Source organism: Halomonas sp. B23F22_20, assembly GCF_043496985.1.
In the GTDB taxonomy this organism is placed as follows: domain Bacteria; phylum Pseudomonadota; class Gammaproteobacteria; order Pseudomonadales; family Halomonadaceae; genus Halomonas.
In genome coordinates, this window is the sequence record NZ_JBIEKH010000036.1 from 1 (window position 1) to 26,877 (window position 26,877).

The window sequence follows — 26,877 nt, forward strand, 5'->3', positions numbered from 1 at the left end:
TTGTGCTGGAGGTAGTCGTTCCACAGCACCTCGGCGATGTCGGCCATGCCCATGGGGGCGCCGGGGTGGCCGGAGTTGGCCTTCTGGACGGCATCCATGGACAGGGCGCGAATGGCATTGGCCAGTTCGAAACGGGACGGCATGGGGGTCAGCTCCTCGCCTGCGGCAGATAGTAGCGATGACGCTGCCCGGTCGGGGGCGACCGGGCAAGGATCCTGGCTGGGATGCGCCGCGGAAGGGGCGGCGCGGTCGATTCAGGGCGCTTATTGTCGCCGAATGGGCCGCGGCCTTCAAATCGCCGCAGCGCCGGGCACGCGGGGCAGGCCCGGCGCCGCGCAGGGCGCTAGGAAGCCCCGCGGTGAGCGTGTAGAATTCGGCCCCAGCCGGTCCGCCCGGGCCATGGCGCGCCATTTCCCGCCTCGCGGGGCCTGCGCCACTCCATCACCCTGGCTTCGAGCCCAGATGCCGTCATCCCATTTCCAGAGGGTCGAGGACGCCATGAGCGAATACTCCCTGTTCACCTCCGAATCCGTGTCCGAGGGGCACCCGGACAAGATCGCCGATCAGATCTCCGATGCGGTGCTCGATGCCATCATCGCCCGTGACAAGAACGCTCGGGTGGCCTGCGAGACCATGGTCAAGACCGGCGTGGCGATCGTTGCCGGCGAGATCACCACCGCCGCCTGGGTCGACCTGGAGGACCTGGTGCGCCAGGTGATCCTCGACATCGGCTATACCTCGTCCGATGTCGGTTTCGACGGCGAGACCTGCGGCGTGCTCAACCTGATCGGCAAGCAGAGCGTCGACATTGCCCAGGGTGTCGATCGCAGCAAGCCCGAGGATCAGGGCGCCGGCGACCAGGGCCTGATGTTTGGCTATGCGACCGACGAGACCGAGTCCTACATGCCGGCGCCGATCCACTACTCGCACCGGCTGGTGGAACGCCAGGCCGAACTGCGTCGTCACGGCCTGCTGCCCTGGCTGCGCCCGGACGCCAAGAGCCAGCTGACCTTCCGCTACGACGAACACGGCAAGCCCTGCGCCGTGGACGCCGTGGTGCTGTCCACCCAGCATGACCCGGACATCGACCCGGAAGAGCTGCGCAAGATGGTCAAGCGCGAGATCATCGAGCAGGTGATCCCCGCCGAGTGGCTCACCGAGACCACCCAGTACCACATCAACCCCACCGGCAAGTTCGTGATCGGCGGCCCGGTGGGCGATTGCGGCCTGACCGGGCGCAAGATCATCGTCGACACCTACGGCGGCATGGCCCGCCACGGCGGCGGCGCCTTCTCCGGCAAGGATCCGTCCAAGGTCGACCGCAGTGCCGCCTACGCCGGCCGCTACGTAGCCAAGAACATCGTCGCCGCCGGCCTGGCCGAGCGCTGCGAGATCCAGGTCTCCTACGCCATCGGCGTGGCCGAGCCGACCTCGGTGTCGGTGAACACCTTCGGCACCGGCCGGATCAGCGACGAGCGCATCGTCGAGCTGGTGCGCGAGCACTTCGACCTGCGCCCCAACGCCATCACCAGGATGCTCGACCTGCTGCATCCCATGTACCGGCTGACCGCGGCCTATGGCCACTTCGGTCGCGAGCCGTTCGAGACCAGCTACACCTGGACCGACACCCAGGGCGAGCAACACACCGAGACCTTCACCGCCTTCCCCTGGGAGAAGACGGACCGCGCCCAGGCGCTGCGCGACGCCGCCGGCCTGTAAGCGCTCGGCGGCCGTCGCAAGCGTCGCTGATCTCGTACGAAAAAAGAGGGCCCCGTCCGGCACTGCCGGACGGGGCCTTTGCGTAGGCTCGAGACAGGCCCTCGTGACGGTATCGCCATGTCTCGCTATCTCGTCCTGCTGGTCTGGCTGTTTGCCGGCCCACTTCTGGCTGCCGACTGCCCGAACTGGCCGGCCCCTCGCGCCGAGCGCGAGCTCACCGCCCTCCATGAACGCCTGAGCGCCTGGAACGACGCCTATCGCCGTGACGGCGCCTCGCCGGTGAGCGACGCCGTCTACGATCAGGCGAGCGCCCGAATGGCGGCCTGGCGACGCTGCTTTCCCGAGCTGGCCCCTGATGCGCCGCCGCTCTCGACCGGTTCGGCCGGGGAGGCGCGTCATCCCGTCGCCCAGACCGGACTCGACAAGCTCGACGGTGAGGAAGCGATGCGTGCCTGGCTGGCGCGACGCGACGATGTCTGGCTGCAGCCCAAGGTGGACGGCGTGGCGGTGACGCTGGTCTACGAGAGCGGCCGGCTGATCCGGGCGATCAGCCGCGGTGATGGCGAAAGCGGCCAGGACTGGACGACGCGAATTCGGCGGCTGCCCGCGGTGCCCGAGCGACTGCCGGCTTCCGCCCCCGCGCGGGTGGTGCTGCAGGGCGAACTGTATCGACGCCTCGACGGTCACGTTCAGGCGGAGGCGGGGAGTGCGGGGGCGCGCAGCGCCGTGGCCGGCTGGCTGGCGCGGGAGCGGCTGACCGATGATCGTGCCGCCGAGATCGGCTTCTTCGCCTGGGCCTGGCCCGATGGGCCGGCGACCATGCCGGCACGCCTGGCAGGCCTCGAGATCATGGGTTTCTCCGATATCGCGCAATGGAGTCGCCAGGTGGACACCCTGGACAAGGTGCGGCGCCTGCGCGAGACCTGGTATCACGCCCCGTTGCCCTTCGCCACCGATGGCGTGGTGCTCAAGCGGGGACGCCGCCCGCCGGGGCGGCGCTGGATGGCCGAGCCGCCCGGCTGGGCCGCGGCCTGGAAATATCCGCCCCGGGAGGCGCTGGCCGAGGTGCGCGGCGTCGAGTTCCGCGTCGGCCGCACCGGGCGCATCACGCCGCTGCTGCACCTGATGCCGGTGACCCTCGACGGCCGCACCCTGCGGCGCGTCTCGGTGGGCTCGCTGGAGCGCTGGGAGGCGCTGGATATCCGGCCCGGTGACCAGGTGGTCGTGGCCCTGGCCGGGTTGACGATTCCCCGTCTCGAGGGCGTGGCCTGGCGGGGCGCCGAGCGTCCCGCGGTCACGCCGCCATCGCCCGCCGACTATCACGCGCTGTCCTGCTGGCACCCCGAGGCGGATTGCGAGGGGCAGTTCCTCGAGCGGCTGGCGTGGCTGTCCGGCGACGAAGCACTGGATATCGCCGGGCTGGGGCCGGGCACCTGGCGGTCCTTGGTCGAGGCCGGACTGGTTGACGGACTGCTCGACTGGCTGACGCTCGATCCACCTCGGCTCGCCGAGGCGCACGGCATCGGGGCAGTGCGAGCCCGGCGCCTCGTCGAGCGTTTCTCCGCCGCTCGACAGCGGCCGTTCGCCGCCTGGCTCGAGGCCTTGGGGCCGCCGCCCGGCTGGGAGGCCGGCCGCACGCCTGACTGGGCGACGCTGGCCGGGCGCAGCGAAGCCGAATGGCGTACGCTGCCCGGCGTGGGGCCAGTGCGGGCCGCTGAGCTGGTGGCCTTCTTTGCCGACCCCGAAGTCGAGGCGCTGGCGGAAAGGCTCGAGGCGGCGGGCATCGCCGGTTTCGCGGACGCGACCCTGCGTTGATTGTCCGCCTCCGTGCGGGCTGCCTATAGTGAAGGTCACGCTTTTCGCCGAGAAGAGGTGACGCATGAACCAGCCTGCCGTATCCGCCCCCACCAGGGACTACAAGGTGGCCGATATCGCCCTCGCCGACTGGGGGCGTCGCGAGATCCGCATCGCCGAGACCGAGATGCCGGCGCTGATGGCGATTCGCGAGAAGTATCGCCAGCGCCAACCCCTGGCCGGGGCTCGCATCGCCGGCTGCATTCACATGACCATCCAGACCGCGGTACTGATCGAGACGCTCGTTGATCTGGGGGCCACGGTGCGCTGGTCGTCGTGCAATATCTTCTCCACCCAGGATCACGCCGCCGCGGCCATCGCCGCCGCCGGCATCCCGGTGTTTGCCTGGAAGGGCGAAAGCGAGGAGGAGTTCTGGTGGTGCATCGAGCAGACGGTGGCGGGCCCCGATGGCTGGGCGCCCAATCTAGTGCTCGACGACGGTGGCGACCTCACCGCGCTGCTCCACGACAAGCGCCCCGAACTGCTCGACGCCGTCCATGGCATCAGCGAGGAGACCACCACCGGGGTGCATCGCCTGCTGGAAATGGCCCGGGCGGGCACGCTGCGGGTGCCGGCGATCAACGTCAATGACGCCGTGACCAAGTCCAAGAACGACAACAAGTACGGCTGCCGTCACTCGCTCAACGATGCCATCAAGCGTGGCACCGACCACCTGCTGGCCGGCAAGCAGGCGCTGGTGGTCGGCTACGGCGACGTGGGCAAGGGCTCGGCGGCCTCGCTGCGCCAGGAGGGCATGATCGTCAAGGTGGCCGAGATCGACCCACTGTGCGCCATGCAGGCCTGCATGGACGGCTTCGAGGTGGTCTCGCCCTACCGTGACGGCGTCAACCGCGGGATGGAGAGCATCGACCGCGTACTGCTGGCGCGCCTCGACCTGGTGGTGACCGCCACCGGCAACATCGACGCCTGCGACGCGCCCATGCTCAAGAGCCTCAAGCAGGGCTGCGTGGTGTGCAACATCGGCCACTTCGACAGCGAGATCGATACCGGCTACATGCGCCGCCAGTGGCACTGGGAGGAGGTCAAGCCCCAGGTGCACAAGGTCTACCGCGACAGCGACCCCGACGACTATGATCCCGAGAGCCGCGACTACCTGATCCTGCTTTCCGAGGGGCGGCTGGTGAACCTCGGCAACGCGACCGGCCATCCCTCGCGGGTCATGGACGGCTCCTTCGCCAACCAGGTGCTGGCACAGATCCATCTTTTCGAGGAGCGTTTCGCCGACCTCGACGAGACCAAGCAGCGTACGGCGCTCACCGTCTCGGTACTGCCGCGCCACCTGGACGAGGAGGTGGCCCGCTACATGGTGGAAGGCTTCGGCGGGGTGATCACCCGCATGACCGACGCCCAGGCCAAGTACACCGGAGTGGCGGCGGAGGGCCCCTTCAAGCCCGATGGGTATCGCTATTAGTCCGGGCTTCGCCCGGAGCTTGAAGTCATAAGCTTGAAGCTGGAAGAAAACCCTTGACCCGATGATGGCGGGGTTCATGCTGTCTTCCAGCTTCCAGCTTCCAGCTTCCAGCTTCCAGCTTCCAGCTTCCAGCTTCCAGCTTCCAGCTTCCAGCTTCCAGCTTCCAGCTTCCAGCTTCCAGCTTCCAGCTTCCAGCTTCCAGCTTCCAGCGACACGGGATCGTCACCCTGGCGCCATGGCGTCGTCATGGCGGTATAGCAGGCTGGTGGGGCATCGTCAGGAGATCGCCCCATGCCGACCCCCACCGCCCGCACCCTGTTCGTGTCCGATATTCACCTCGGTACCCGGGACTGCCAGGCCGCCCTGCTGGCCAGCCTGCTGCGCCGAGTGCGCCCCGAGCGCCTCTATCTGGTCGGCGATATCGTCGACCTGATCGCCATGCAGAAGCGGGCGGTGCTGCCGCCCGCCCAGCAGCGCCTGGCGGCACGGCTGCTGCGGTTGGCTCGCGGCGGCTGCGAGATCATCTACATCCCCGGCAACCATGATGCCGCCCTGCGCCGGCTATGCGGCCTGCGGGTTCATCGGGTGCGCATCGAGCGACGCGCCATCCACGTCACCGCCGACGGCCGGCGGCTGCTGGTCAGCCACGGCGACGAGTTCGACACCCATGTGCGCATCGCGCCCTGGATGCTGGCCCTGGGAGACGGTATGCACCAGTTCGTGCTGGCCCTTAACCGCTGGTGCAATCGCGCTCGTGGTGTGTTCGGGCTGCCTTACTGGTCGCTGGCCAGTGCGCTGAAGCGCCGAGTCGGTGCCGCTCAGCGCTACGTCGCCCAGTTCGAACAGGCCGCCCTGCATCAGGCGGAACGGGAGGGGCTCGATGGCTATGTCGGCGGCCATATCCACAAGGCCGGCTTCCGCGAGCGCAACGGGGTGCTCTACTGCAACGATGGCGACTGGGTGGAGCACTGCACGGCGCTGCTGGAAACGTCGGACGGCCGATTGCAGTTGATCGACTGGCGGGGCGAGTTGATCGAACGAGAGCCTGTGATGGCCGCCGCCCCCGTCGACGGGGTGGCGCCGCTGCCCGTCGCCGCCACCACCTCCTGAGATACCGGATCGACGGCATCAGTCGGCGACGAAGGCGAGCAGGCGTCCGCAGACCAGGGCAGCCAGCCACAGCAGCAGGGACGCGCCGCCGGCCATCTTCAAGTGGCGCCGCGTGGCCCCGGCGAGCCCCGGGCCGAGGTTCAGCCACAGGGCGTTGGCGATGGCCAGGGCGACCAGGCCCAGCTTGAGCAGGAACAGCGGCATCGACAGGTAGTCGCCGGGGCCGGCGAGGAACAGCAGGGCGCCGCTGACCAGCGCCAGGCCCAGCCCGAGAATGGCCGGTGGCTGCAGCAGCCGGGTCGCGTCTTCCAGCGCCACCTCGGGGTGGCGGCCCAGCAGTCGCATGTCCAGCGGCAGGATCGCCCCCACCAGCAGGGCGATGCCCAGGACATGCAGGGTGTTGACGCCGGCATATCCCCAGCGGGACAGCCGCATCCATTCGGCCAGCGCCGTCTCCGAGAGCAGGGCGACCAGGCTATCCATGCCGCGTGGCGGAAGGGCGACTCACAGGCGGTCCGGGTAGAGCGGGTAGGCCTTGCCGTCGATCCACAGCTGCACGGCCTTGAGCCGCTTCTCGCCGGGGTCGCGGGAGGGCGCGCCGAGGACCCGGATCTCCACGCCCTTGATCAGGTCGCCGTCCTCGAGACCGGCGCGCCGATTCCGCCAGGGCTGGCCGACTTCCACCGTCCAGGCGGTGCCGTCCACGTCCAGGGTCAACTGGCCGTGGGGATTGCCCAGTCGCGCCGCGGTGATGGTGCCGGTCAGCTCGATCGACTCGTCCTCTGCCCAGGCCCAGCCATGGTGGGCCTGGACGGGGAGCACGAGGATGGTCAGCAGGGTCAGCAGCAGGCCGAGACAGGTGCGTCGCATCATGAAGGCGGCCTCCGAAGGATGGATGGGAGGGGTACGGGTAACCATAGTCCGCTCCCGACCCGGCCGCCCACCCCGGCGCCGCGGCAGGCGTCAGTTGTCGTGGATGTTGCCTAGCGCCAGGTCGCGGCAGGCGGCGAGGACCTCTTCGGCCAGGGCATCGTCATTGAGGGTGCGTGCGATGGCCATGCCGCCGATCATGCTGACCGCTCGCTGCAGGGCCCGCCGACGGTCCTCGCCGGCGGGCTGGCAATGGGTCACGAAGCCAGCGAATAGGCGGGTATAGGCCTCGCGCACCCGCTCGTCCTGTTGCGCCACGTCGCTGACCAGGCAGGCCAGCGGGCAGTTCACGTCGTCGCCGCGTCGATGGCTGTCGCTCAGATAGTCGAGCACGCGTTCATGCGGTTCGACGTCTTTCAGACGCGTCACGCTGGTACGAGCGGCGTGGCCCAGCGCCTCGGCATAGAGTTCGCCCTCGGAGGAGAAGTGGGCGTAGAAAGCGCCGCGGGTCAGGCCGGCCTGACTCATCACTGCGTCGATGCTGGCGCCCTCGAAGCCGTGGCGAGTGAACAGCGTGGCGGCGGCGTCGAGGATCTGGCGTCGGGTACGGGGCTTCTGGTCGGCGCTCCATGGCATGGTAAACGTCCTCCGCTGATGGTGGTTCCGGGGTTCTCTGGCCAGGGCGTCCAGAGTGACACAGGGACACCGTATGTTCTTGAACATATGGTGTGGCGAACTAGCCTGCGATCATTCCCACAGCCAAGGAGTCACGCAGAATGACCGCTTCCGTACATATCGTCGGCCCCCAGTTCAGCAGCTTCGTGCGCAGCGTTCAGCTGTGCTGCGAGGAAAAGGGTGTCGACTATACCCTGGGCGCCGAGGTCGATGGCCGGCCCCTGGCCATGCATTCGCCCGAGCATTTTGCCCTGCACCCCTTCGGCAAGGTGCCGATCCTGCTGCACGGTGACCGCCGCCTGATCGAGACGCCGAGCATCTGCCGCTATCTGGACGCGGCCTTCGACGGCCCGGCCCTGCAGCCCGCGGACCCTTGGACTCGGGCACGGGTCGATCAGTGGACCGGTATCCTCGCCGGCTACGTGGACCAGGCCCTGGTGCGACGCTACCTGCTGGAGTTCGTGTTTCCCAAGGGCGAGGGCGGGGCCGTGCGCGAGGACGCGGTGGCCGCGGCCCGGCCGCAGGTGGCCAGGGCGCTGGAGGTGCTGGAGGCGCAGTTGGCCGAGGGTGACTACCTGGTCGACGATGAGTTCACCATCGCCGATGCCATTGCCGCGCCGATACTCGATTACCTCGCCGGCCTGCCCGCTGCGGAGAGCCTTCTTGCCGAGACTCCTCGCCTGGTGGCCTACGTGGAGCGACTCAGGGAGCGGCCCGCCGCGGCGCGCGTACTGGTGGCGCCTGATGTGGGGCGCAGCTAGCCACTTACCAGCGGCAGCATCCACCCCAGGTAGAGCGGAATCAGCAGCGGTGCCGCCAGGGTTGTCAGCAGCACCGCCAGGGCTCCTTTCTCCGGGGCGATGCCGAGTTCCATGGCCACCACTACCACGTTGGCGGCCATGGGCACCACGCCAACCAGCAGCAGCGCCATGGCCAGCGCCGGCGCGAGGCCGACCGTGGCTTGGAGCCCGACCACTGCCCCCAGGGCGAGCAGCGGCCAGAGTGCGTAGCGCACCGCCACGCAGGCGCCGATGAAGCGCCAGTCGAATTGCCGCACCGTGACCCGGCCGAGGGTCATGCCGATGATCATCATGCCGAGCAGGGTATAGGCGGGTGGGAAGACCTCCAGGCCCTCCATGATCGCCGCCGGTATCTCGACCCCACTCCCCTCGACCAGCAGGGCGGACAGGAAAGCGTAGATCAGTGGCAGGCGCAGGATCTTGGCCAGGCTGTCGCGCATCGAGAAACGCCCGCGGGCGCTAAGGTAGAAGCCGAGAGTGAACTCGTAGAGGGTCACGCCCAGCACGCCGAACAGGTAGAGGGTCACGCCTTCCGGAGGCAGCAGCACCAGCGCCACCGGCAGGCCGAAGTAGCCGGTGTTGCCGGTACCCGCGGAGAAGGCCAGCACCGCTCCCTCCTCGCCGGGCAGAGCGCGGCGCGCCAGCCGGCTGACGGTCAGTGCCACCAGGCTGGCGGTGGCGAACAGTGCCGCCGTGACCAGCAGGTAGCCCGGCGTCGGGCCGCCGAGGATCAGACCGCGAAAGAAGGTCAACGGAGCGATCAGGTATATCAGTAGGGTGGCGATGGGTCGAGGATCGACGGCCAGGCGCCGAGCGGCCAGCCAGCCCAGGCCGACGAAGGCCAGAAGCGTCCACAGTGGGCCCATCAGGGTAGAGGGATCGAGGATCATGCGTCGCCTTCCTTGTCGAGCGAGCCGTTCATGATGCCTGGCTGGGACGAGGCTGTCAGGCGGCCTAGGATGGCCTATATTTCTAATGGTTATTAAGCGTCTGCTTTTTATATGAAAGAAATCGATGCACAATGGCGAAACTTTCATTGGCCGCTATGGCGTCGACTCATCACAATGGCGCCATGCACCTGCCGCCCGCGGCATCACCCGTCACCGCTCCACCAGGAGGACCCGATCGATGAGCGCACAAGAGCATCCGCTGGGGATCAGCTTCGAATTCTTTCCGCCCAACACCGACGCTGGGCGCGAGAAGCTGATGCATGCCCGCGATGCCCTGGCCAGCCGTCGGCCGCGGTTCTTCTCGGTGACCTACGGCGCCGGGGGCTCCACCCAGCACCGTACCTTGAACACCGTGCGGGCGGTGCGCGAGTCCGGCTTCAACACTGCGCCGCACCTGTCCTGCATCGGTAGCGAGAAGGCGGCGTTGCGTGATCTGCTCGCCCAGTATCGTGAGGAAGGCATCGATAGCCTGGTGGCCCTGCGTGGCGATCTGCCGTCCGGCATGGGTGGGGTCGGAGAGCTGCGCTATGCCAACGAACTGGTCGAGTTCATCCGCGAGGAAACCGGTGACCATTTCGAGATCGCCGTGGCCGCCTATCCGGAGTCTCATCCACAGGCACCCAGCTTCGATCGCGATGTGGAAAACTTCGCCCGCAAGATGCAGGCCGGCGCGGATCTCGCCATCACCCAGTACTTCTTCACCGCCGAGGCCTACTTCCACTTCGTCGAACGCGCCCGTGCCCTGGGCGTCGAGGCGCCGATCGTGCCCGGCATCATGCCGATCACCAACTACACCAAGCTGGCCCGCTTCTCCGACGCCTGCGGCGCCGAGATTCCGCGCTGGATCCGCAAGCAGCTGGAGGCCTACGGCGATGACAGCGCATCGATCGCCGCCTTCGGCGAAGAGGTGATCTCGCGGCTGTGTCAGCAGCTGCTCGATGGCGGGGCGCCGGGGCTGCATTTCTACACCCTCAATCAGTCCGAGCCGACCCTGAAGGTACTGGACAACGTCTGCGGCTGATTCTTCAGCTTGGCATGAAAAGGGCCCGCCGAAATGGCGGGCCCTTTGCGTTGGCAGACACGGTTGGCGTCAGTTAGACGTCGCCGGGCGTGGTGTGCCACCGCCGTGGCGGCCGCGCTGCATCAGCAGCAGCGCCGCACCGATGGCCAGGCCGGCCACGTCGGTGACGATGCCGCCGTAGATCATGCACAGCGCGCCAACCAGCATCACCAGCCGCTGCCACGGTTTCACCGGGCCGAAGAACCAGGCCTGGACGGTGGCCGAGAGCAGCACGATACCGAGGGTGGCGGTCACGCCGACCCGCAGGATCTGCAGCCAGGAGCCTTCCATCAGCATCGCCGGGCTGTAGAAGAACATGAACGGCACGATGAAGGCGGCCAGGCCGATCTTGAACGAGGCCACCGAGGTGCCCATGGCGTTGTCGCCGGAGATGCCGGCCGCCGCGTAGGAGGCTAGCGCTACCGGCGGGGTGATCGCCGAGACCACCGCGAAGTAGAACACGAAGAAGTGCGCCACCAGCGGCTGGATACCGATCTCGATCAGGCCAGGGGCGACCACCGAGGCGGCCACCGCATAGGCGGCCGTGGTCGGCATGCCCATGCCCAGCAGGATCGAGATACACATGGCGAAGAACAGCGCCAGCAGCTGGCTGACGCCGGCCAGGCCGAGCAGCAGCGAGGAGAAGCGCGCACCGACGCCGGTCAGGGCGATGACGCCGACGATCAGGCCGGCGCAGGCGCACACGGCGATGATCTGGATCGCCATGGTGCCGGCCAGCTGCAGGGCCCGCAGGATGGCCATCGGTCCCATCTTGTTGGGCGAGATCCAGCTCACCACGGCGGCCGAAGCGGTGGCCAGGGTGCCGGCGCGGATCACCGAGTAGCCCATGAACAACGCGGCGATAAGGATGATGATCGGCGCGAACAGGTAGACCTGCTTGACCAGCTTCGAGAACAGCGGGATCTCGTCCTTGCGCATGCCTCGCATGCCCTTGCGGGCGGCCTCGAAGTCGACCATGCAGTAGATCGACAGGAAGTAGAGGATGGCCGGGATCAACGCCGCCACGGCGATCTCGGTGTACGGGATGCCGGTGACCTCGGCCATGATGAAGGCGCCCGCACCCATGATCGGCGGCATGATCTGCCCGCCGGTGGAAGCGGCGGCCTCGATGGCACCGGCGCTGCGGCCGGGATAGCCCACCTTCTTCATCAGCGGGATGGTCAGCGAGCCGGTGGAGACCACGTTGCCGGCACTGGTGCCGTTGATCATGCCCATCAGGCCGGAAGCGAAGATCGAGACCTTGGCCGGGCCGCCGCGGGCGCGGCCGGCGGCGGCGAAGGCGAAGTTGACGAAGTAGTCGCCGACCTTCGAGGCCTGCAGGAAGGCGGCGAAGATGATGAACAGGATGATGTAGGTCGAGGACACTGCGGTGGTCGGCCCGAGCACACCGGCATCGGTGTACACCTGGCTGAAGAAGCGGCCCACCGAGAGCCCCGGATAGCCGAGGAAGCCTGGCAGGTACGGGCCGGCAAACACGTAGATCAGGAAGATGGAGGCGATGACCACCAGCGCCAGGCCGGCTACGCGGCGGGTCAGCTCAAGAATCAGCGCCGCGCCGGCGATCGCCGCGTAGGAAATGCCCATGGGCGCGAAAGGCGTGCCGGTGGAGGCGCGCAGCGGGCTGTTGAACATCACCAGCATATAGCCGGCGCTGGCCACGGCGCAGACCATCAGCACCAGGTCGGCCGGCGACAGGCGGTGACGGTACTGGCGAAAGCTCCACGAGAGCACGATGGCGGCGGCGGTGGCCAGCATCAGTGGGTAGCCGTAGTGGAAAGCCTCGATCTCGGGCGCGATGCGCATGGCGCCACCGTTCATGGCGCTGTGCATCATGAACACCTGGAACAGCGCGTAGCCCGCTGGAATGAGCAGCGCATAGCTCAGCCAGCCGAGCCAGGCGGGCGAGCGGGCACGGCCGTCTTCGGCGAAGCGGGTGCCGGCGTAAAGGCCGTAGCCGAGAATCAGCGCGCCGCAGATGTGCACGATGCGGAACGACCAGGTCTCCATCGGGTAGAGGTTGAGCGACACCAGATGGAAGCTGGAATAGGCGATGGCAATGGCGGCGAACAGCAGCCACTGCCATCCGGTGTAGAGGCGGCGGTTGGATTCCACCGCGTCGTCGTCGACGCCCTCGGCGACGACGGGAGTGACCTCCTCGTCGTCACGTGCGTCGTGACGGGAATCGGGATGCTGGGACATGGGAGTCACCCTCGGAGAACAGGCGATGTTGCGACGGACGCCCCCGCACCAGTGCGGCGCGGGGGCGCGGAACGGTCAATGGATCAGAGCTTCTGGTCTTCCGGGATCTCGTAGCCGTTTTCCTCGTACCAGCGCACGGCACCGGGGTGGAATGGCAGCACGGTGTTGTACTTGATGTTCTCCGGCACGCTGAACTGGGCGCTGCGGTGGATGTCGCGCATGCGGTCGTTGTTTTCCATGCTCAGCTTGGTGATCTCGTAGACGAAGTCTTCGGGCAGATCACAGCCGCCGATGGTGAAGTTCCACATGGAGACCGCGCGGGCGTCTTGCTCGAGGGTCTGGTAGGTGCTGGCCGGGATCTGGAACGGCGACACCGGGAAGGCATCGACGATCTGCTGCTGCTCTTCCTCGGTGAACTCGATGATGTTGACGTCGGTCTGCACCTCGAGCTGGCTCACCGCCGGCACCGGGATGCCCGCAGCGAAGGCGATGACGTCGATCAGGCCGTCCTGCAGCTGGCCGCCCAGGTCGTTCCAGCCGCCGTTACGCGCCTCGAAGTTCACGCCCAGCTCGACGAGGATCTTGGGGAAGTAGGTGTCGGAGGTGGAAGCCGCCGGGCCGAAGCCGATGGTGGCGCCGTCCGGGATGTCGGAGATCGACTCGATGCCGCTGTCGGCCAGGGTGGTGATGGAGAACGGGGTCTCGTACATCGGGAACAGCGCACAGACGTTGTCCATCGGCACGCCGGGCGCCAGCGGGCTCTGACCGGCCTTCGCCTCGGCGGCCGGGCCCATGGTGGTGAGGCCCAGTGCCAGGTCGCCGGTGTGCACCAGCGCCAGGTTCTGGTTAGGGCCGCCGGTGACCTCGCCGCCGCCGGACAGACCCAGCTCGTCGGCGATCATGTTGGCCCAGCCGGAGCCGTAGACGAAGTAGGTGCCGCCCTGACTGGCGGTGCCCACGGTGAAGCTTTCCGGCCATTCGCTGCGATCGGCCTGGGCGCTGCCGGCGACCAGCATGGCGCCGGCCAGGGTGCCGGTGAGAATCCGGGTGGTGGTGGACATGGCGTTTCTCCGTTGCGTTGTTGGTTGTGGTCGGTCCAACGGCGATCGCGCGGACCTTCTTGCGACACTCAGGTACAGCAAGGGGTGTTCCACAACGGAGGAAGCTCTTTTGATTCAGGTGTTTGCTGACATTTTGTTCGACCAAGGTCTAGGATGGCCGGTGGGGATGATTCCGGAAATCCGCACGCCGCGGAGATCGAGGCGTGCGGATTTCCGCACAGAGGGCTTGCGGCCGGCGAGATAGCGGATGTCTGGTAGAGCGTTGGGCGGGATCAGCCCTTGGGGTCGAGGATCTTAACGGTCTGCAGATCGTCGGCCTGAGGTTCGCTCGGCTCGCGATTGACGCGGGTCTCGAGCTCTTGCATCGCTTGGTCCTCGATGGGCAGCTGCTCGAAGAAGTCGCAGCTGACGCATTCGCGGTAGCGAATGCCGTGCTGCTCCCAGCTTCGGATGCGGTCCATCTCGGCACAGCGCGGACAGATGGCGCCGGCGATAAAGCGTTTCTGGACGGCCATATGGGGCTCCTGAACGGGAAGGCCGCCGGCATGCCGGCGGCCTGGAGTGTGGTCTCAGGCGTCAGGCGGCGCGGATGCCGCTATGGCGCAGCAGTGGCTCGACGCTTGGCTCGCGGCCGCGAAAGGCTCGGAACAGCTCTGCGGCATCGCGAGAGCCGCCGCGTTCGAGAATCTCGGTGCGGAAGCGTTGCCCGGTCTCCGGATCGAAGATGCCGGCCTCCTCGAAGGCGCTCCAGGCGTCGGCGGACAGGACCTCGGCCCATTTGTAACTGTAGTAACCGGCCGCATAGCCGCCAGCGAAGATATGGCCGAAGCCATTCTGGAAACGGTTGAACTCGACGCGAGGCACCACCGAGACGGCGTTACGCACTTCGTCGAGCAATGCCTGGATGTCGGCGGCGGTGGGGGCCGCGGCCTCCTGGTGCAGTCGGAAGTCGAACAGCGAGAATTCGAGCTGGCGTACCATGCCCATCGCCGACTGGAAGTTCTTGGCCGCCAGGAGCTTGGCGAAGAGCTCCTCGGGCAGCGGCTCGCCGCTGTCGACGTGGCCGGCGATCAGATCCAGGCCCTCGCGCTCCCAGCAGTAGTTCTCCATGAACTGGCTGGGCAGTTCCACTGCGTCCCAGGCCACGCCGTTGATGCCGGAGATGTCGGCGACGGTCTGGCGCGTCAGCATGTGGTGCAGGCCGTGGCCGAATTCGTGGAACAGCGTGGTGACCTCGTCGTGGGTCAGCAGCGCTGGTTTGTCGCCGACCGGACGGGTGAAGTTGCAGGTCAGGTAGGCCACTGGCAGCTGCAGCGCGCCGTCCTCGAGGCGCCGCACCCGGCACTCGTCCATCCAGGCCCCGCCGCGCTTGCCCTCGCGGGCATAGAGATCCAGATAGAAGCCGGCGATCGGCTCGCCGCCTTCCAGGATGCGGAAGTAGCGCACGTCGGCATGGTAGCGGGGCGCGTTCTCGTCCTCCTCGACGGTGACGCCGTAGAGGCGCTCTACCACCTGGAACAGGCCGTCGACCACCCGCGGGGCCGGGAAGTAGGGGCGCAACTGCTCCTGTGAGATGGCGAAGCGCGCCTCGCGCAGCTTCTCGCTGGCGTAGCCCACGTCCCAGGGCTCCAGGGCTGCCATGTCCAGCTCGTCGCGGGCGAAGGCGGTAAGCTCGGCGAACTCCTCGCGGGCCTGGGGCACGGCGCGTGCGGCCAGGTCGTCGAGAAAGCCGATCACCTGTTCGGGGGACTCGGCCATCTTGGTCGCCAGCGAGTAGTCGGCGTAGGTGGCGAAGCCCAGCAGCTCGGCGAGTTCGCGACGCAGCGCCAGGGTCTCTTCCATCACCGGAGCGTTGTCGAACTCGCCGGCGTTGGGCCCCTGGTCGGAGGCGCGGGTGACGAAGGCGGTGTAGACCTCGCGGCGCAGCTCGCGGTCGTCGGCGTGGGTCATCACCGGCAGGAAGCTGGGGAAGTCCAGCGTGATGCGGTAACCCTCGCGTCCCTTTGCCTCGGCGTTGGCCTTGAGCGTGGCCAGGGCGCTCTCGGGCAGGCCGGCCAGCCGCGCGTCGTCCGCTAGATCCAGGTGCCAGGCCTGGGTGGCGTCGAGCAGCTGGTTGGAGAAGGTGTTGGCCAGGCTCGACAGCCGCGACTGGATCTCGCCATAGCGGTGTTTCTGCTCGGCGGGCAGGTCGACGCCGGCCAGCCGGAAGTCGCGCAGAGCGTTGTCGACGGTGCGGCGCTGGCCCTCGTCGAGCTTGGCCCAGGCAGGGCCATTCTTGAGCGCCTGCCAGGCGCGGAACAGTCCCTCGTGCTGGCCGATCCAGGTGCTGTAGTCGGAAAGCAGGCCGAGGCTGGTCTCGTAGGCCTGGCGCAGGGGCTCGTTGTTCATGGTGCCGTTGAGATGCGAGACCGGCGACCAGGCTCGCGATAGGCGGTCGTTGAGGGCCTCCAGGGGAGCGGCCAGGGTGTCCCAGGTGGGCGCTTCGCGCTCGGCTCTGGCCACCAGTGCCTCGACGGCCTCACGGTTCTCGGCCAGCAGGGTCTCGATGGCCGGCACCACGTGCTCGGGCTTGATCTCGGCGAAGGGCGGCAACGTGTGGGCGTCGAGCAGCGGATTCGTGGACATGCACACCTCGGGTCGAAAAGGAGAGTCACGCCTTAGATGCGGGCAACGGGGCCGGGTTTCAATGTGCTAGGCTTGGCGCCTTTTGAATCACAGGCCGGAGACGAGGCGATGAACGAAACCCTGGAGCGCTGGAGCAGCCGCCGCGCCTTCATCCTGGCGGTGACCGGGGCTGCGGTGGGGCTGGGCAACATCTGGCGCTTTCCCTATATCACCGGCGAGAACGGCGGCGCTGCCTTCCTGCTGCTTTACGTGGCCTTCGTGGCGCTGCTGGGGTTGCCGGTGATGATGGCCGAGATCCTGATCGGACGCGCCGGGCGGCGCAGCCCCATGCAGTCGTTGGGCCACTTGGCCGCTCGTGCCGGGCACAGTCGCCACTGGCGCTGGCTGGGGCTGTTCGGCGCTTTCACGGTGTTCTGCATCCTGTCGTTCTATTCGGTGGTCTCGGGGTGGTCCATCGAGTTTCTGATATCGGCGATCAACGGCGATTTTGTCGGCCAGGACGCCGCGCGAATCGGCGCCGGCTTCGACGCTTTCCTCGCCGATCCCTGGCGGATGACCTTCAACCACACCCTGTTCCTGGCGATGACCATGATGGTGGTGGCCGCCGGAGTGACCAAGGGGCTTGAGCGGCTCAATAACCTGCTGATGCCGCTGCTCTACCTGCTGCTGCTGGTGCTGGCCGGCCACGCTGCCACCACCGACGGCTTCGGCCCGGCGCTGGCTTGGCTGTTCACCCCGGACCTGTCGGCGGTGACGCCTACGGTATTGATCGCCGCCATGGGCCACGCCTTCTTCACCCTGGCGGTTGGCGCCTGCGCGCTGATGGCCTACGGCGCCTACATGCCAGATCACCAGAGCTTGCCGCGGGCGGCGGCGGGGGTCGCGGTGCTCGATATCACTGTGGCATTACTGGCCGGTATCGCCATCTTCTCGGTGGTGTTCGCCCAGGGCCTGGACCCCGCCGAGGGGCCCGGATTGATGTTCGTGACCTTACCGGTGGCCTTCGCCGACCTGCCGCTGGGCGCCTTCTGGCTGTCGCTGTTCTTCCTGCTGCTGCTGCTGGCCACCTGGACCTCGTCGATCAACCTCGCCGAGCCGATGGTCGCCACCCTCCAGGGCTGGGGGTTGGGCCGCGGCCAGGCCGCCGCCGTGGTCGGCGTGACGGTGTGGCTCGTGGGGCTCATGTCGGTGCTGTCCTTCTCGACGCTTGCCGACGTCAAGCCGCTGTTCGGCATGAATGTCTTCGCGCTGGTGACGACCATTCCGCCGGAGATCTTCCTGCCCGTGGGCGGTGCGCTGATCGCCGTTTTCGCCGCTTGGGTGCTACCCGAGGCGGTATCGCGGCACGCCTTGGGCGCCGGCTCAGTCGGCTTTCGCATGTGGCGCACCACGGTGCGCTGGGTGTCGATTCCGCTGACGCTGGTAGTATTGATCTCCGGACTGATCTGACGACGGGAGCTGTGTGATGAGCGAAGCCAAGACCCTGAGACCCTGGAAGGGCACGAGCCCGCAGTTGGGTGAGCGTGTCTATATCGACCCGGCCTGCATGGTGCTGGGCGACGTGGTACTGGGCGATGACTGCTCGGTATGGCCGATGACGGTGATCCGCGGCGACATGCACCGCATCCGCATCGGTAACCGTGTCAGCGTCCAGGACGGCAGCGTGCTGCACATCACCCACGCCAGCGACTTCAATCCCGACGGTTTCCCGCTCACCGTCGGCGACGACGTGACCATCGGCCACAAGGCGATCCTGCACGGCTGCACCCTGGGCAACCGCATCCTGGTCGGCATGGGGGCCATCGTCATGGATGGCGTGGTGGTCGAAGACGAGGTGATCATCGCCGCCGGCGCCGTGGTGCCGCCGGGCAAGCGCCTGGAGGGCGGCCATGTCTACGCCGGTAACCCGGCCAAGGCACTGCGCCCGATCAAGGACAAGGAGCGGGCCTTCTTCCCCTATACCGCTGGCAATTACGTCAAGCTGAAAGACGAGTATCTGGCGCAGAGCTGATTGCCTTGCCCTGCCTACAAGGTGCAATAAGGGCGTAACCCGCCAACTGCTTGTTTTCTTTGGTCATGCAGAGCGCTAAACTGATGTTTTATCCAGTTTTCGAGGCGCCGCGGGCATGGCCGATTTTCGTACCCATCTTAGTGTCGCCGCGGGCGGCGGCACCCTGCTGGCGTTGGTCGGTTGGCAGGCGGATCTGTGGACGCCGGGAGAAGCGCTGTCGGTGGTGGGGCTGACTGCCTTGGGCGGTATCCTGCCGGACATCGACGCCGACAACTCCCATGCTGTGAGTCTCATCTTCACCCTGTTGGCCGTCCTGGCGGTGGTGGCGGGTGCGCTATTGCTGTCCCCCTGGCTGAGCCTTGGCGCGCTGCTGGCGACCTGCGGGGGGCTCTATATCGGGGTGCGCTATGGGCTGAGCCCGATCTTCAAGCATTTCTCCGTACACCGCGGGATCTGGCACTCGCTGCTGGCGGCCCTGCTCTGTGGCCTGGCCATCAGTGCGGGCGGTTACCGCTTCCTGGCGCTTCAGCCCGGGTTCGCCTGGGCCCAGGGGCTGGCGGTGATGCTGGGCTTCCTCATTCATCTGCTGCTCGATGAGCTCTATAGCGTCGATCTCACTGGCGCGCGGCTCAAGCGCTCCTTTGGCACGGCCCTCAAGCCGTTCGACTACCGCGAGCCGCTCAATTCCGCGCTGATGCTGCTGATGGTCGCCGGCCTGGTTCCCTGGCAGCCGTCCTGGTCCGCGCTGGGCGAGCTGTTGGCTCAGGGATCGGCGTTCTGGCGGTAGTCCTCGGCCCTGAGGCCGTGTTTCTTCAGCTTGTCGTAGAGCGTCTTGCGGGGCACGTCCAGGGCTTCGCAGACTTCGTTGACACGCCCTTGATGGCGGGCCAGGGCCTGGCTGATCAAGCTCTTCTCGAATAGCTCCACCTGTCGGGGCAGGGGCATCTCGCCGCTTTCGTTTTCGACTCCCTCGAGTAGGGCATCCAGCCGGTAGTCGCAGGTCACGCCCAGCAGTACATAGCGTTCGGCGAGGTTGCGTAGTTCGCGCACGTTGCCGGGCCAGTCATGGGCCAGCAGCGCCGAGGTGCCGGCGGCGTCCAGCGGTGGTGCCTCCAGCCCGCTGCGGTTGGCAGCGACCACGGCGAAGTGCTGGAACAGCAGCGGAATGTCCTCGCGTCGCTCACGCAGCGGCGGAATGGGCAGGGTCACCACATTGAGCCGATAGTAGAGGTCCTCGCGAAAGTCTCCGGCTTCGGCGGCGGCCTTGAGGTCGACCTTGGTGGCGGCGATCACGCGGATGTCCAGCCCCACCGCCTGGTTGGAGCCGAGCCGCTCGATGCTGCGCTCCTGTAGCACCCGCAGCAGCTTGACCTGCAAGGACAGCGGCATCGACTCGATCTCGTCGAGGAACACGGTGCCGCCCTGGGCATGCTCGAACTTGCCGATGCGCCTCTCCACGGCGCCGGTGAAAGCGCCTTTCTCGTGGCCGAACAGCTCCGACTCGATGGTGCTTTCGGGCACCGCGCCGCAGTTGATGGCCACGAAGGGCCGGCCGCCGCGGGCGCTGCGTTCATGGATGGCTCGAGCGATCAGGTCCTTGCCGGCACCGGTCTCGCCGAACAGCAGGACATCGGCCTCGACCTGGCTGATGCGCTGTACCATCGAGGCCAGTCGTTGCAGGGCTGGGGTACGCCCCACCAGACGGGGCCCCGGCGCCGATTGCTGAGCTTCCAGCTCGGCCTTGAGGGCGCGGTTCTCGAGGCTCAGGCGACGCTTGTCGATGCCGCGACGGACGACCTCCACCAGGCGTTCGTTGGCGAAGGGTTTCTCCAGGAAGTCCCAGGCGCCGTCGCGCATGGCCGTTACGGCGGTGGAAATATCGCCGTGGCCGGTGATCAGCACCACCGGCAGGTCCGGATCGCGGTCGCGAACCTCGCGCAGGAGAGCCATGCCGTCCATGCCGGGCATGCGGATGTCGCTGACCACCACGCCAGGGAAGTTCGGCTCGAGGGCCGCCAAGGCATCCTCTGCGCATTCAAAGGCCTGGGGGGCATAGCCGGCCAGTTCCAGCGTCTGGCCGGCGGTGATGCGCAGGTGCGCCTCGTCGTCGATGATCATCACCGGGATGGCGGGGGAATCATGCATGTTGGTACCGCTCCTTGCTGGATGCCGGAGTGTCGGAGCTAGCGTCCCGGGGCAGGGTGATGGTGAAGCGGGCGCCGCTCTCGGTGTTGTTGGCCGCCTCCAGGCGGCCGCCCAGGTCGTCGATGATGCGCGCCGAGATCGATAGCCCCAGTCCCAGGCCACTGCCTACGGCCTTGGTGGTGTAGAAGGGCTCGAAGATGCGTGGCAGCCGCTCTGCGGGGATGCCTGGACCGTTGTCGGCCACTTCCAGGCGCACCCATTCAGGGTCAACGGCGATGGTCAGGGTCAGGCGCGGTGAGGGAGTATCGGCCATGGCCTGGAGGGCGTTGCCGATCAGGTTGACCAGCACCTGTTCGAGGCGTACCGGGTCGGCGCGCACCCAGGCTTCCGCTTGCGGACCGTGACGTACCACCTCAACGGCGGCTTCTCCGAGCCGGGCCTGGAACAGCCGCAGGGCATAGTCGAAGCAGGCAGAAACCGAGACGGCGGTAAGGCTGTCACCGCTCTTGCGCGAGAACTGGCGCAGTTGGGCGCTGATGTCGGCCATGCGCTCGGTAAGCTCGACGATCTGGCCGAGGTTGGCATCGGCGGCCTCGGCGCGCTGGCGTGCGATGAAGGCTCGCGCGTTTTCGGCGTAGGCGCGAATTGCCGCCAGGGGCTGGTTGAGTTCGTGGTTGATGCCGGCGGCCAGCTGGCCAAGCACCGCCAGCTTGGCGGCCTGGACCAACTCGTCACGGGTCTCGCGCAGGCTCTGCTCGGCGCGCCGGCGCTCCTCGATCTCGTCGGAGAGCCGGCGGTTGGTGGCCGTCAGGTCGCGGGTGCGCTCCTCCACGTGACGTTCCAGCTCGTCTCGTGCATTGGCGAGGGTGAGGCGCTCGCGCTCGGCAAAACGCTCGCGCTCGCGGCGCAGCCGCCAGCGCTGCCAGCCGATGCCGCCCCCCAGAACCACGATGCCGTAGAGTCCGCCGGCCAGCGCGGCCGCCAGCCATTGGGCATCGACCACCGGTGTGAGTGGCTTGAGGATGTGCATGTTCCAGTCGAAGGCCGGCATGGGGCGAGTCAGACTCAGGTAACGCTGACCGGCGAGCGGGCCATCGGCGAAGCCCACCAGGCGGTTGTGCCCGCCGCGATGCTCGAGCTCGCGCATGCCGGTGGGTGGCAGCGGCTCGTCGGCGTAGCGTCGCGAGGCGCGCAGCGTTGCCCGCTGCTCGGGGCTGAGCGGCTCGAGGGCGGTGAGTCGGAGCTCCGGTCGGCTGGCCATGAACACCACGTGGTCGCTGTCGGTGACCAGCAGCTCGGCGTCCTGGGCGGCCCAGCTATCTTCGACGGTGTCGAGCAGTACCTTGAGCACCATGACGCCGTCGGGGCGTGCATCCGGGGAGGTCTCGTCGAGCCATACCGGTGCCGAAAAGTAGTAGCCGCGTTCACGGGACTGTACCCCGAGGCCGAAGAAGCGGCCGTCGTGACCCTGCATGGCCTGCTGGTAGTAGCGACGGAAGCGGTAGTTCTGGCCGATGAAGGTGTTCGGGCGATGCCAGTTGCTGGCCGCCAGGGTGTCGGCATGACGATCCAGCAGGTAGATGTCGGAGACGCCGGCGGTGGCGCGAAAGCGGTCCAGCATCCGATTGAGCGGCATCGGGTCCTGTAGCTTCGGGGTCGCCAGGAAGCGTTTGACCGCTTCTCGCGAGGCCAGCAGTTCGGGCAGGTAGTCGTGGCGCGACAGGTGCCCGGTGAGGCCGGCCGCGGACAGCCGAAGCTCGTTCTCGGCATCGTCACGCAGCGCCTGGAGTGCCTGCTCTCGGGCTACCTGGGCGGTTTGCCACATGCATAGCGCCAGGCCGGCGAGGCCGGCGATCCACAGCAGGCCGCGCAGTCGACGACGTGGGGGGGTGGGGCTCGACATGGCTCAGTGGTCGGGCGTCGGAGAGGGCATGGCCTGGGCTCGGCGCAGGGAGCGCTGGGCGCGAGTCTCTGCCCGGGCCGCCTCCAGCAGCCCTTCTTCGACGTAGACCAGATGATCGTGAGCCCGGGCACGAGCGTCCTCGGCATTGCCCTGAAGGATGGCATCGAGCAGGGCGCGATGCTGGGACATCAGCCGTTCCCGGGCGTCGGGCTTGCTGAACAGGTGCTCTAGGTTGTCGACGATACTCTTCTCCAGCAGATGGAAGATGCCGCGGATGGTATGCAGCAGCATCACGTTGTGCGAGGCCTCGGCGATGGCCAGGTGGAAGGCGGCGTCGGACTTGGCTTCCTCGACCGGGTCCTGGGCGGCGAAGCACGCTTCGAGCTCCTCGAAGCGCTGCAGCAGCACGGCCCGGTCGGTGGGCGTGGCGCGCAGGGCGGCATAGTAGGCGGAGAGCCCCTCCATGGCATCGCGAAACTCGAGCAGGTCGAGATGGAACTCGCCGTGCCGCGAGAGCATCTCCAGCAGAGGGTCGCTGTAGCCGCTGTGCAGATCTTCGGTGATGAAGGTGCCGCCGCCCTGGCGGCTGGTCAGCAGGCCTCGGGCGGCGAGTTTCTGTATCGCTTCGCGCAGCGAGGGGCGCGAGACGCCAAAGCGTTCGGCGAGCTCGCGCTCCGGCGGCAGTCGCTGACCGGGTTTCAAGCTGCCCTCGAGAATCAATGCCTCGAGGCGTTCGGTGATGACATCGGCGAGGCGGGGCTGGCGCAGGGGGTGATGAGACATGGCGACGTTCCTGGGCACTGGATCTGCGGCGAATGATATCGCCATATAATTGGTATTACCAATGCCGTGGTTTCCTGATGTCCTCGGATTTCTCGAGGCATTTCTGAAGCTTGCGTCTCTCGCTTCATAGTCTAATACCAAGGTCTAGCTCCAGAGAGATGCCGGAGTTTGACATGCCCGGGGCCGGAGCATAGGGTGCGACGACAAGATTTTGTCAATTGGTTATACCAATTTCCCGGCTCGGTCGTCGCCACAACACGTCCTGGCCGTCGCTTCAGGCGCCGAGGATTCCTGCCCCATGATCCCGTTACACGCTATCTCGCCAAGCTCGCAAGGCGCGCGGCCGTGACGCCTTTGCGGTTGTCCCCTCCTTTCCCGAGGGCCTGCCTCGCCGCGCATCCCTTGCCGGCCTTTACCAACAGCTCATCCATTGCGCAGGGTTCGCCATGATCATTTCCGCCGCCACGGACTATCGCCAAGCTGCCAAGCGTCGTATTCCCCCCTTTCTCTTTCATTATGCTGACGGAGGCGCCTACGCCGAACACACGCTGCGGCGTAACGTCGAGGACCTGGCCGACACCGCCCTGCGCCAGCGCGTGCTGAAAGACATGTCCACGCTGTCGCTGGAGACAGAGCTGCTTGGCGAGTCACTGGCCATGCCTGTCGCCCTGGCGCCCGTAGGGTTGACGGGAATGTATGCCAGGCGGGGCGAGGTACAGGCGGCGAGGGCCGCCGCCGGCAAGGGCATTCCCTTTACGCTGTCGACGGTGTCGGTATGTCCTATCCAGGAGGTGGCCTCGGCGGTGGATCGCCCGCTGTGGTTTCAGCTCTATGTGCTGAAGGATCGGGGGTTCATGCGGCATGTCCTGGAGCGCGCCAAGGCAGCGGGCGTCAAGACGCTGGTCTTTACGGTCGACATGCCGGTGCCGGGGGCGCGCTATCGCGATGCCCATTCCGGGATGAGCGGCAAGCATGCGGCGATTCGTCGAATGCTGCAGGCCGTGACACACCCCTCCTGGGCCTGGGACGTGGGGATTCACGGGCGCCCGCATGACCTGGGCAATGTGTCCGACTATCGCGGTCAACCGACGGCGCTCGAGGATTACATCGCCTGGCTCGGTGACAATTTCGACCCCTCCATTTCCTGGCAGGACCTGGAGTGGATTCGCGAGTTCTGGGATGGCCCGATGATCATCAAGGGCATCCTTGATCCCGAAGATGCCCGCGATGCCGTCCGCTTCGGTGCGGATGGCATCGTCGTCTCCAATCATGGCGGTCGCCAGCTCGATGGCGTGCTTTCCACCGCGCATGCTCTGCCGGCCATTGCCGATGCGGTCAAGGGCGAGTTGGCCATCCTGGCTGACTCTGGCGTGCGCAGCGGGCTCGATGTGGTGCGCATGATCGCCTTGGGTGCCGACACCGTGTTGTTGGGGCGTGCCTTCGTCTACGCTCTGGCCACCGCCGGGGAGTCGGGCGTGGCCCATCTGCTCGAGCTGTTCGACAAGGAGATGCGCGTGGCGATGACGCTCACCGGGGCGCGAACCATTGCCGATCTCGGGCCGGATTCCCTGGCGCCGTCGACGCATCTCGAGCGGCGCTGAGCGGGCGCCGGTGCGATGTGAGGGTGAGGCGGCTATTACTGTGTCGGACCGGGCCCTCTATGGGCCAGGGTGGGCCCGTCACGAGACGCCTCAAGGCGCTGGGTTTTTCGCTATAGTGTTCAGCCCCGCCGCCGCAAGGCGGGGCATCCTCATCATGTAGGGAGACATCACGTGGATCGCCAAGGAATCTGGAATACCCATGCCCCCTCGGGCCGCCTGCTGGTAGGCCTGGTCGGCTTCGGCCTTCTGGTTGGCTGCAGTGAGGAGCGCGAACGCTTCGTCTCTGCGCCGGAGGTGAGTGCCGGCGTCGATATCGAGGGGGAGCTGACATCGAGCAGTCCAGTCAACCTCAACAACGGCGCTCGCTATTCGGCGCACTGGCTATGCGGAGGCGAGGATGCCGAGAGCTATCGCTATACCCTGGATGCGCCCTTCGCTGCCTCGCTGGCCGCGTTCGATGATAAGGGGCTCTGGCTGGGAGCCGCCGAGAGCGGCGCCGACGGCCAGCCGGTCACCCTGCTGAGCGCCCCCGAGGCACAGCGTTGCACCCTGCTGGTGGTCAACGGTCGCGATGGCGGCGCCTTCGGTCCCTATTCGCTAGTGGCCGAGCCGGCCGATGACGGTGAGGCCCTGGTCACAGGCCAGCCAATGATCGGCCGACTGGACAATGACGAGGCCGAATACTCGCTTCATCTGGAGGCGCCGGCGTACCTGAATCTGGCGCTGTCTGGTAGAGATGGGTTGGACATGCGGCTCACCGGCGAGGAGGTGAGTCAGCGCGCCGAGTCCTGCGCACCGGGCGAGCTGCGTCTCGATGCTTACCTGGAGCCCGGGAGCTATCGAGTGCAGTTGGGGCGCGTGGCCAAGCCAAACGTGGCGGCGACGAGCTGCGACAGCCATATGCTGAGCACCGGTGGGGTCTATCAGCTGCTCGCCGAGCAGCGCGATCTTTCCGACGGTCGCCGCAATGGTGGACCGCTGCGGGATGGCGACAACATCACCGGCAGCCTCGAAGAGGGCGCGCGGAATGCCTATACCCTGCATCTCGACGAGCCCTCGGAAGTGACCTTGGCGCTACGCTCTACGGCCTTCGACACCCTGCTGCGCGTGACGGGCGATGCTGCCGACATCAGTGACGACGACGGCGGCGGCGGTACCGACTCGCGCATCGAGACGGTGCTCATGGCCGGCGACTATCGTGTCGAGGTGGGGAGCTATGGCAGCAGCAGTGGCGACTATCGGCTGGAAGTGCGCCGCGGCGCGTTCGACGGTGAGTTTCGCAATGAGGGCGAGATCGCCAGCGGCGAGGAAGTTCGCGGCCAACTGACCGGCGTTGGCGGCAATCGCTATCGCTTCAGCGTCGAGGAAACCGCCGAGGTGAGCTTGGCACTCGACTCCCTGGACTTCGATCCCATGCTGCAGCTGCGGGGCAACGGCGTCGACCTCAGTGATGATGACAGCGGTGGCGATCGCAATGCCTTGATCAATGCCGTGCTCGAGCCCGGTGACTACACCCTGGACGTCCAGAGCTACAGCGGCAGCGGTATCTACACTCTGCGTGCCGAGCAGTCGGCCTTCACGGGGCGGATGAGCGATGGCGGCCGGGTGACACCTGGCGAAATCCTTTATGGGCAGTTGTCCTCTGGCGGGCAGCTGGCCTATCAGTTGGTAGTGGAGGAGCCCAGAGACGTGGTGCTGGAGAGCACGTCTAGCGCCGTAGATACCATCATGCGGCTGACGGGCAATGGCGTCGATGTGCAGAACGACGATGCGCCCGATCTGGGGCTCGGCTCACGCATCACGCAGCATCTGCCGCCGGGAACCTATGATATCGAGGTGAGTGCCTTCGGTAGCGGGAGTGGCATGGTGCGTTTCGCCATCGGCGAATGATGCCCGGGGGCGCTGTGGCGGCGCCCCCGACATCCGGTCGGCACGATTCGGTAAAAAAGTCCTTGCGCGGTGCCGGGAGAATCCGTAAAGTACGCATCCGCTGCCGGCGACGGGCAACGTTGCAGGCGGTGATGAGTGGCAAAAGTGCTTGTTTTGCCGAGGGTTTTT

24 protein-coding genes are annotated in these 26,877 nt (G+C 66.9%); 11 read left to right on the forward strand and 13 right to left on the reverse strand.

What is annotated here, in order from left to right:
* The coding region (locus ACGTN6_RS19555) for a hypothetical protein (RefSeq protein WP_394594640.1) at positions 1-143 on the reverse strand (143 nt) is incomplete at its 3' end.
* Between the two features lie 355 nt (positions 144-498).
* Between ACGTN6_RS19555 and metK the strand changes: the two genes are divergently transcribed.
* The 3 genes from metK to ahcY all read left to right on the forward strand — a co-directional run bounded on the left by metK (position 499) and on the right by ahcY (position 5,005).
* A complete protein-coding gene (gene metK, locus ACGTN6_RS19560) occupies positions 499-1,719 on the forward strand; it encodes a methionine adenosyltransferase (RefSeq protein ID WP_394594613.1) in 1,221 nt (406 codons plus the stop codon).
* A 117-nt stretch (positions 1,720-1,836) separates the two neighbouring features.
* Positions 1,837-3,534: an NAD-dependent DNA ligase LigB gene (gene ligB / locus ACGTN6_RS19565; RefSeq protein WP_394594614.1), complete on the forward strand. Its 1,698-nt coding sequence runs from the start codon at positions 1,837-1,839 to the stop codon at positions 3,532-3,534.
* Positions 3,535-3,598: 64 nt separating this feature from the next.
* Positions 3,599-5,005, forward strand: a complete 1,407-nt coding sequence (gene ahcY, locus ACGTN6_RS19570) for an adenosylhomocysteinase (protein WP_394594615.1) — start codon at positions 3,599-3,601, stop codon at positions 5,003-5,005.
* A gap of 74 nt (positions 5,006-5,079) precedes the next feature.
* Here the strand turns inward: ahcY and ACGTN6_RS19575 are convergent, their stop codons facing one another.
* On the reverse strand, positions 5,080-5,298 hold the full coding sequence (locus tag ACGTN6_RS19575) for a hypothetical protein (RefSeq protein WP_394594616.1): 219 nt from the start codon (positions 5,296-5,298) through the stop codon (positions 5,080-5,082).
* Between ACGTN6_RS19575 and ACGTN6_RS19580 the strand changes: the two genes are divergently transcribed.
* Positions 5,297-6,115 (forward strand): UDP-2,3-diacylglucosamine diphosphatase, encoded by an 819-nt coding sequence (locus tag ACGTN6_RS19580; protein ID WP_394594617.1) that lies wholly within the window; start codon positions 5,297-5,299, stop codon positions 6,113-6,115. The two genes, ACGTN6_RS19575 and ACGTN6_RS19580, sit on opposite strands and share 2 nt — an antisense overlap.
* An 18-nt stretch (positions 6,116-6,133) precedes the next feature.
* On the opposite strand, the gene ACGTN6_RS19585 is transcribed toward ACGTN6_RS19580, so the two are convergent.
* The 3 genes from ACGTN6_RS19585 to ACGTN6_RS19595 form a co-directional block, all read right to left on the reverse strand.
* On the reverse strand, positions 6,134-6,598 hold the full coding sequence (locus ACGTN6_RS19585) for a hypothetical protein (RefSeq protein WP_394594618.1): 465 nt from the start codon (positions 6,596-6,598) through the stop codon (positions 6,134-6,136).
* A gap of 21 nt (positions 6,599-6,619) precedes the next feature.
* Complete coding sequence (locus tag ACGTN6_RS19590) at positions 6,620-6,988, reverse strand: DUF6152 family protein (protein ID WP_394594619.1); 369 nt, start codon at positions 6,986-6,988, stop codon at positions 6,620-6,622.
* Positions 6,989-7,078: 90 nt separating this feature from the next.
* A complete protein-coding gene (locus tag ACGTN6_RS19595; protein WP_394594620.1) occupies positions 7,079-7,621 on the reverse strand; it encodes a TetR family transcriptional regulator in 543 nt (180 codons plus the stop codon).
* A gap of 140 nt (positions 7,622-7,761) precedes the next feature.
* Between ACGTN6_RS19595 and ACGTN6_RS19600 the strand changes: the two genes are divergently transcribed.
* Positions 7,762-8,421 (forward strand): glutathione S-transferase family protein, encoded by a 660-nt coding sequence (locus ACGTN6_RS19600; RefSeq protein ID WP_394594621.1) that lies wholly within the window; start codon positions 7,762-7,764, stop codon positions 8,419-8,421.
* Here ACGTN6_RS19600 and ACGTN6_RS19605 read toward each other — a convergent pair.
* Positions 8,418-9,350: an AEC family transporter gene (locus ACGTN6_RS19605; protein ID WP_394594622.1), complete on the reverse strand. Its 933-nt coding sequence runs from the start codon at positions 9,348-9,350 to the stop codon at positions 8,418-8,420. The genes ACGTN6_RS19600 and ACGTN6_RS19605 overlap by 4 nt on opposite strands.
* A gap of 238 nt (positions 9,351-9,588) precedes the next feature.
* Here ACGTN6_RS19605 and metF point away from each other — a divergent pair, with 238 nt between their 5' ends.
* A complete protein-coding gene (metF, locus tag ACGTN6_RS19610) occupies positions 9,589-10,431 on the forward strand; it encodes a methylenetetrahydrofolate reductase [NAD(P)H] (RefSeq protein ID WP_394594623.1) in 843 nt (280 codons plus the stop codon).
* 69 nt (positions 10,432-10,500) lie between these two features.
* On the opposite strand, the gene ACGTN6_RS19615 is transcribed toward metF, so the two are convergent.
* The 4 genes from ACGTN6_RS19615 to prlC all read right to left on the reverse strand — a co-directional run bounded on the left by ACGTN6_RS19615 (position 10,501) and on the right by prlC (position 16,376).
* Positions 10,501-12,690: a TRAP transporter permease gene (locus ACGTN6_RS19615; RefSeq protein ID WP_394594624.1), complete on the reverse strand. Its 2,190-nt coding sequence runs from the start codon at positions 12,688-12,690 to the stop codon at positions 10,501-10,503.
* Between the two features lie 83 nt (positions 12,691-12,773).
* Complete coding sequence (locus tag ACGTN6_RS19620; protein WP_394594625.1) at positions 12,774-13,751, reverse strand: TAXI family TRAP transporter solute-binding subunit; 978 nt, start codon at positions 13,749-13,751, stop codon at positions 12,774-12,776.
* 272 nt (positions 13,752-14,023) lie between these two features.
* Entirely contained in the window at positions 14,024-14,266 is a 243-nt protein-coding gene (locus tag ACGTN6_RS19625) for a YheV family putative zinc ribbon protein (RefSeq protein ID WP_394594626.1), read from the reverse strand.
* Positions 14,267-14,327: 61 nt separating this feature from the next.
* On the reverse strand, positions 14,328-16,376 hold the full coding sequence (prlC, locus tag ACGTN6_RS19630) for an oligopeptidase A (protein ID WP_394594627.1): 2,049 nt from the start codon (positions 16,374-16,376) through the stop codon (positions 14,328-14,330).
* 108 nt (positions 16,377-16,484) lie between these two features.
* Here prlC and ACGTN6_RS19635 point away from each other — a divergent pair, with 108 nt between their 5' ends.
* The 3 genes from ACGTN6_RS19635 (at position 16,485) to ACGTN6_RS19645 (ending at position 19,174) form a co-directional block, all read left to right on the forward strand.
* Positions 16,485-17,825, forward strand: coding sequence for a sodium-dependent transporter (locus ACGTN6_RS19635; protein ID WP_394594628.1), 1,341 nt, complete (start codon positions 16,485-16,487; stop codon positions 17,823-17,825).
* A gap of 16 nt (positions 17,826-17,841) precedes the next feature.
* Positions 17,842-18,387: a gamma carbonic anhydrase family protein gene (locus ACGTN6_RS19640; RefSeq protein WP_394594630.1), complete on the forward strand. Its 546-nt coding sequence runs from the start codon at positions 17,842-17,844 to the stop codon at positions 18,385-18,387.
* A gap of 115 nt (positions 18,388-18,502) precedes the next feature.
* Entirely contained in the window at positions 18,503-19,174 is a 672-nt protein-coding gene (locus tag ACGTN6_RS19645; protein ID WP_394594631.1) for a metal-dependent hydrolase, read from the forward strand.
* On the opposite strand, the gene ACGTN6_RS19650 is transcribed toward ACGTN6_RS19645, so the two are convergent.
* Genes ACGTN6_RS19650 through ACGTN6_RS19660 form a run of 3 tightly spaced genes read right to left on the reverse strand, consistent with a single transcriptional unit; the run spans position 19,150 to position 23,218 of the window.
* Positions 19,150-20,532 carry a sigma-54-dependent transcriptional regulator gene (locus ACGTN6_RS19650; RefSeq protein ID WP_394594633.1) on the reverse strand — a complete coding sequence of 461 codons (1,383 nt, stop codon included), beginning with the start codon at positions 20,530-20,532 and terminating at the stop codon, positions 19,150-19,152. The two genes, ACGTN6_RS19645 and ACGTN6_RS19650, sit on opposite strands and share 25 nt — an antisense overlap.
* Positions 20,525-22,435, reverse strand: a complete 1,911-nt coding sequence (locus tag ACGTN6_RS19655; RefSeq protein WP_394594634.1) for a sensor histidine kinase — start codon at positions 22,433-22,435, stop codon at positions 20,525-20,527. Before ACGTN6_RS19655 ends, ACGTN6_RS19650 begins: the two co-directional genes overlap by 8 nt.
* 3 nt (positions 22,436-22,438) lie before the next feature.
* Positions 22,439-23,218, reverse strand: a complete 780-nt coding sequence (locus ACGTN6_RS19660; protein WP_394594636.1) for a GntR family transcriptional regulator — start codon at positions 23,216-23,218, stop codon at positions 22,439-22,441.
* Positions 23,219-23,664: 446 nt separating this feature from the next.
* Here ACGTN6_RS19660 and lldD point away from each other — a divergent pair, with 446 nt between their 5' ends.
* Both lldD and ACGTN6_RS19670 read left to right on the forward strand, forming a co-directional pair.
* Positions 23,665-24,819 (forward strand): FMN-dependent L-lactate dehydrogenase LldD, encoded by a 1,155-nt coding sequence (gene lldD, locus ACGTN6_RS19665; RefSeq protein WP_394594637.1) that lies wholly within the window; start codon positions 23,665-23,667, stop codon positions 24,817-24,819.
* 171 nt (positions 24,820-24,990) lie between these two features.
* Positions 24,991-26,709 (forward strand): hypothetical protein, encoded by a 1,719-nt coding sequence (locus tag ACGTN6_RS19670; protein ID WP_394594639.1) that lies wholly within the window; start codon positions 24,991-24,993, stop codon positions 26,707-26,709.
* Positions 26,710-26,877 lie beyond the last annotated feature (168 nt).

What these genes read in the sequence shown, in the direction of transcription:
- ACGTN6_RS19620 (WP_394594625.1), bottom strand. Translation starts at nt 13,751, where the DNA reads ATGTCCACCACCACCCGGATTCTCACCGGCACCCTGGCCGGCGCCATG.
- ACGTN6_RS19635 (WP_394594628.1), top strand. Translation starts at nt 16,485, where the DNA reads ATGAACGAAACCCTGGAGCGCTGGAGCAGCCGCCGCGCCTTCATCCTG.
- ACGTN6_RS19600 (WP_394594621.1), top strand. Translation starts at nt 7,762, where the DNA reads ATGACCGCTTCCGTACATATCGTCGGCCCCCAGTTCAGCAGCTTCGTG.
- ACGTN6_RS19575 (WP_394594616.1), bottom strand. Translation starts at nt 5,298, where the DNA reads ATGGGGCGATCTCCTGACGATGCCCCACCAGCCTGCTATACCGCCATG.
- ACGTN6_RS19595 (WP_394594620.1), bottom strand. Translation starts at nt 7,621, where the DNA reads ATGCCATGGAGCGCCGACCAGAAGCCCCGTACCCGACGCCAGATCCTC.
- ACGTN6_RS19615 (WP_394594624.1), bottom strand. Translation starts at nt 12,690, where the DNA reads ATGTCCCAGCATCCCGATTCCCGTCACGACGCACGTGACGACGAGGAG.
- lldD (WP_394594637.1), top strand. Translation starts at nt 23,665, where the DNA reads ATGATCATTTCCGCCGCCACGGACTATCGCCAAGCTGCCAAGCGTCGT.
- ACGTN6_RS19590 (WP_394594619.1), bottom strand. Translation starts at nt 6,988, where the DNA reads ATGATGCGACGCACCTGTCTCGGCCTGCTGCTGACCCTGCTGACCATC.
- metF (WP_394594623.1), top strand. Translation starts at nt 9,589, where the DNA reads ATGAGCGCACAAGAGCATCCGCTGGGGATCAGCTTCGAATTCTTTCCG.
- ACGTN6_RS19650 (WP_394594633.1), bottom strand. Translation starts at nt 20,532, where the DNA reads ATGCATGATTCCCCCGCCATCCCGGTGATGATCATCGACGACGAGGCG.
- ACGTN6_RS19645 (WP_394594631.1), top strand. Translation starts at nt 18,503, where the DNA reads ATGGCCGATTTTCGTACCCATCTTAGTGTCGCCGCGGGCGGCGGCACC.
- ACGTN6_RS19640 (WP_394594630.1), top strand. Translation starts at nt 17,842, where the DNA reads ATGAGCGAAGCCAAGACCCTGAGACCCTGGAAGGGCACGAGCCCGCAG.
- ACGTN6_RS19580 (WP_394594617.1), top strand. Translation starts at nt 5,297, where the DNA reads ATGCCGACCCCCACCGCCCGCACCCTGTTCGTGTCCGATATTCACCTC.
- ACGTN6_RS19660 (WP_394594636.1), bottom strand. Translation starts at nt 23,218, where the DNA reads ATGTCTCATCACCCCCTGCGCCAGCCCCGCCTCGCCGATGTCATCACC.
- ACGTN6_RS19605 (WP_394594622.1), bottom strand. Translation starts at nt 9,350, where the DNA reads ATGATCCTCGATCCCTCTACCCTGATGGGCCCACTGTGGACGCTTCTG.
- ligB (WP_394594614.1), top strand. Translation starts at nt 1,837, where the DNA reads ATGTCTCGCTATCTCGTCCTGCTGGTCTGGCTGTTTGCCGGCCCACTT.
- ACGTN6_RS19585 (WP_394594618.1), bottom strand. Translation starts at nt 6,598, where the DNA reads ATGGATAGCCTGGTCGCCCTGCTCTCGGAGACGGCGCTGGCCGAATGG.
- metK (WP_394594613.1), top strand. Translation starts at nt 499, where the DNA reads ATGAGCGAATACTCCCTGTTCACCTCCGAATCCGTGTCCGAGGGGCAC.
- ahcY (WP_394594615.1), top strand. Translation starts at nt 3,599, where the DNA reads ATGAACCAGCCTGCCGTATCCGCCCCCACCAGGGACTACAAGGTGGCC.
- ACGTN6_RS19625 (WP_394594626.1), bottom strand. Translation starts at nt 14,266, where the DNA reads ATGGCCGTCCAGAAACGCTTTATCGCCGGCGCCATCTGTCCGCGCTGT.
- ACGTN6_RS19655 (WP_394594634.1), bottom strand. Translation starts at nt 22,435, where the DNA reads ATGTCGAGCCCCACCCCCCCACGTCGTCGACTGCGCGGCCTGCTGTGG.
- prlC (WP_394594627.1), bottom strand. Translation starts at nt 16,376, where the DNA reads ATGTCCACGAATCCGCTGCTCGACGCCCACACGTTGCCGCCCTTCGCC.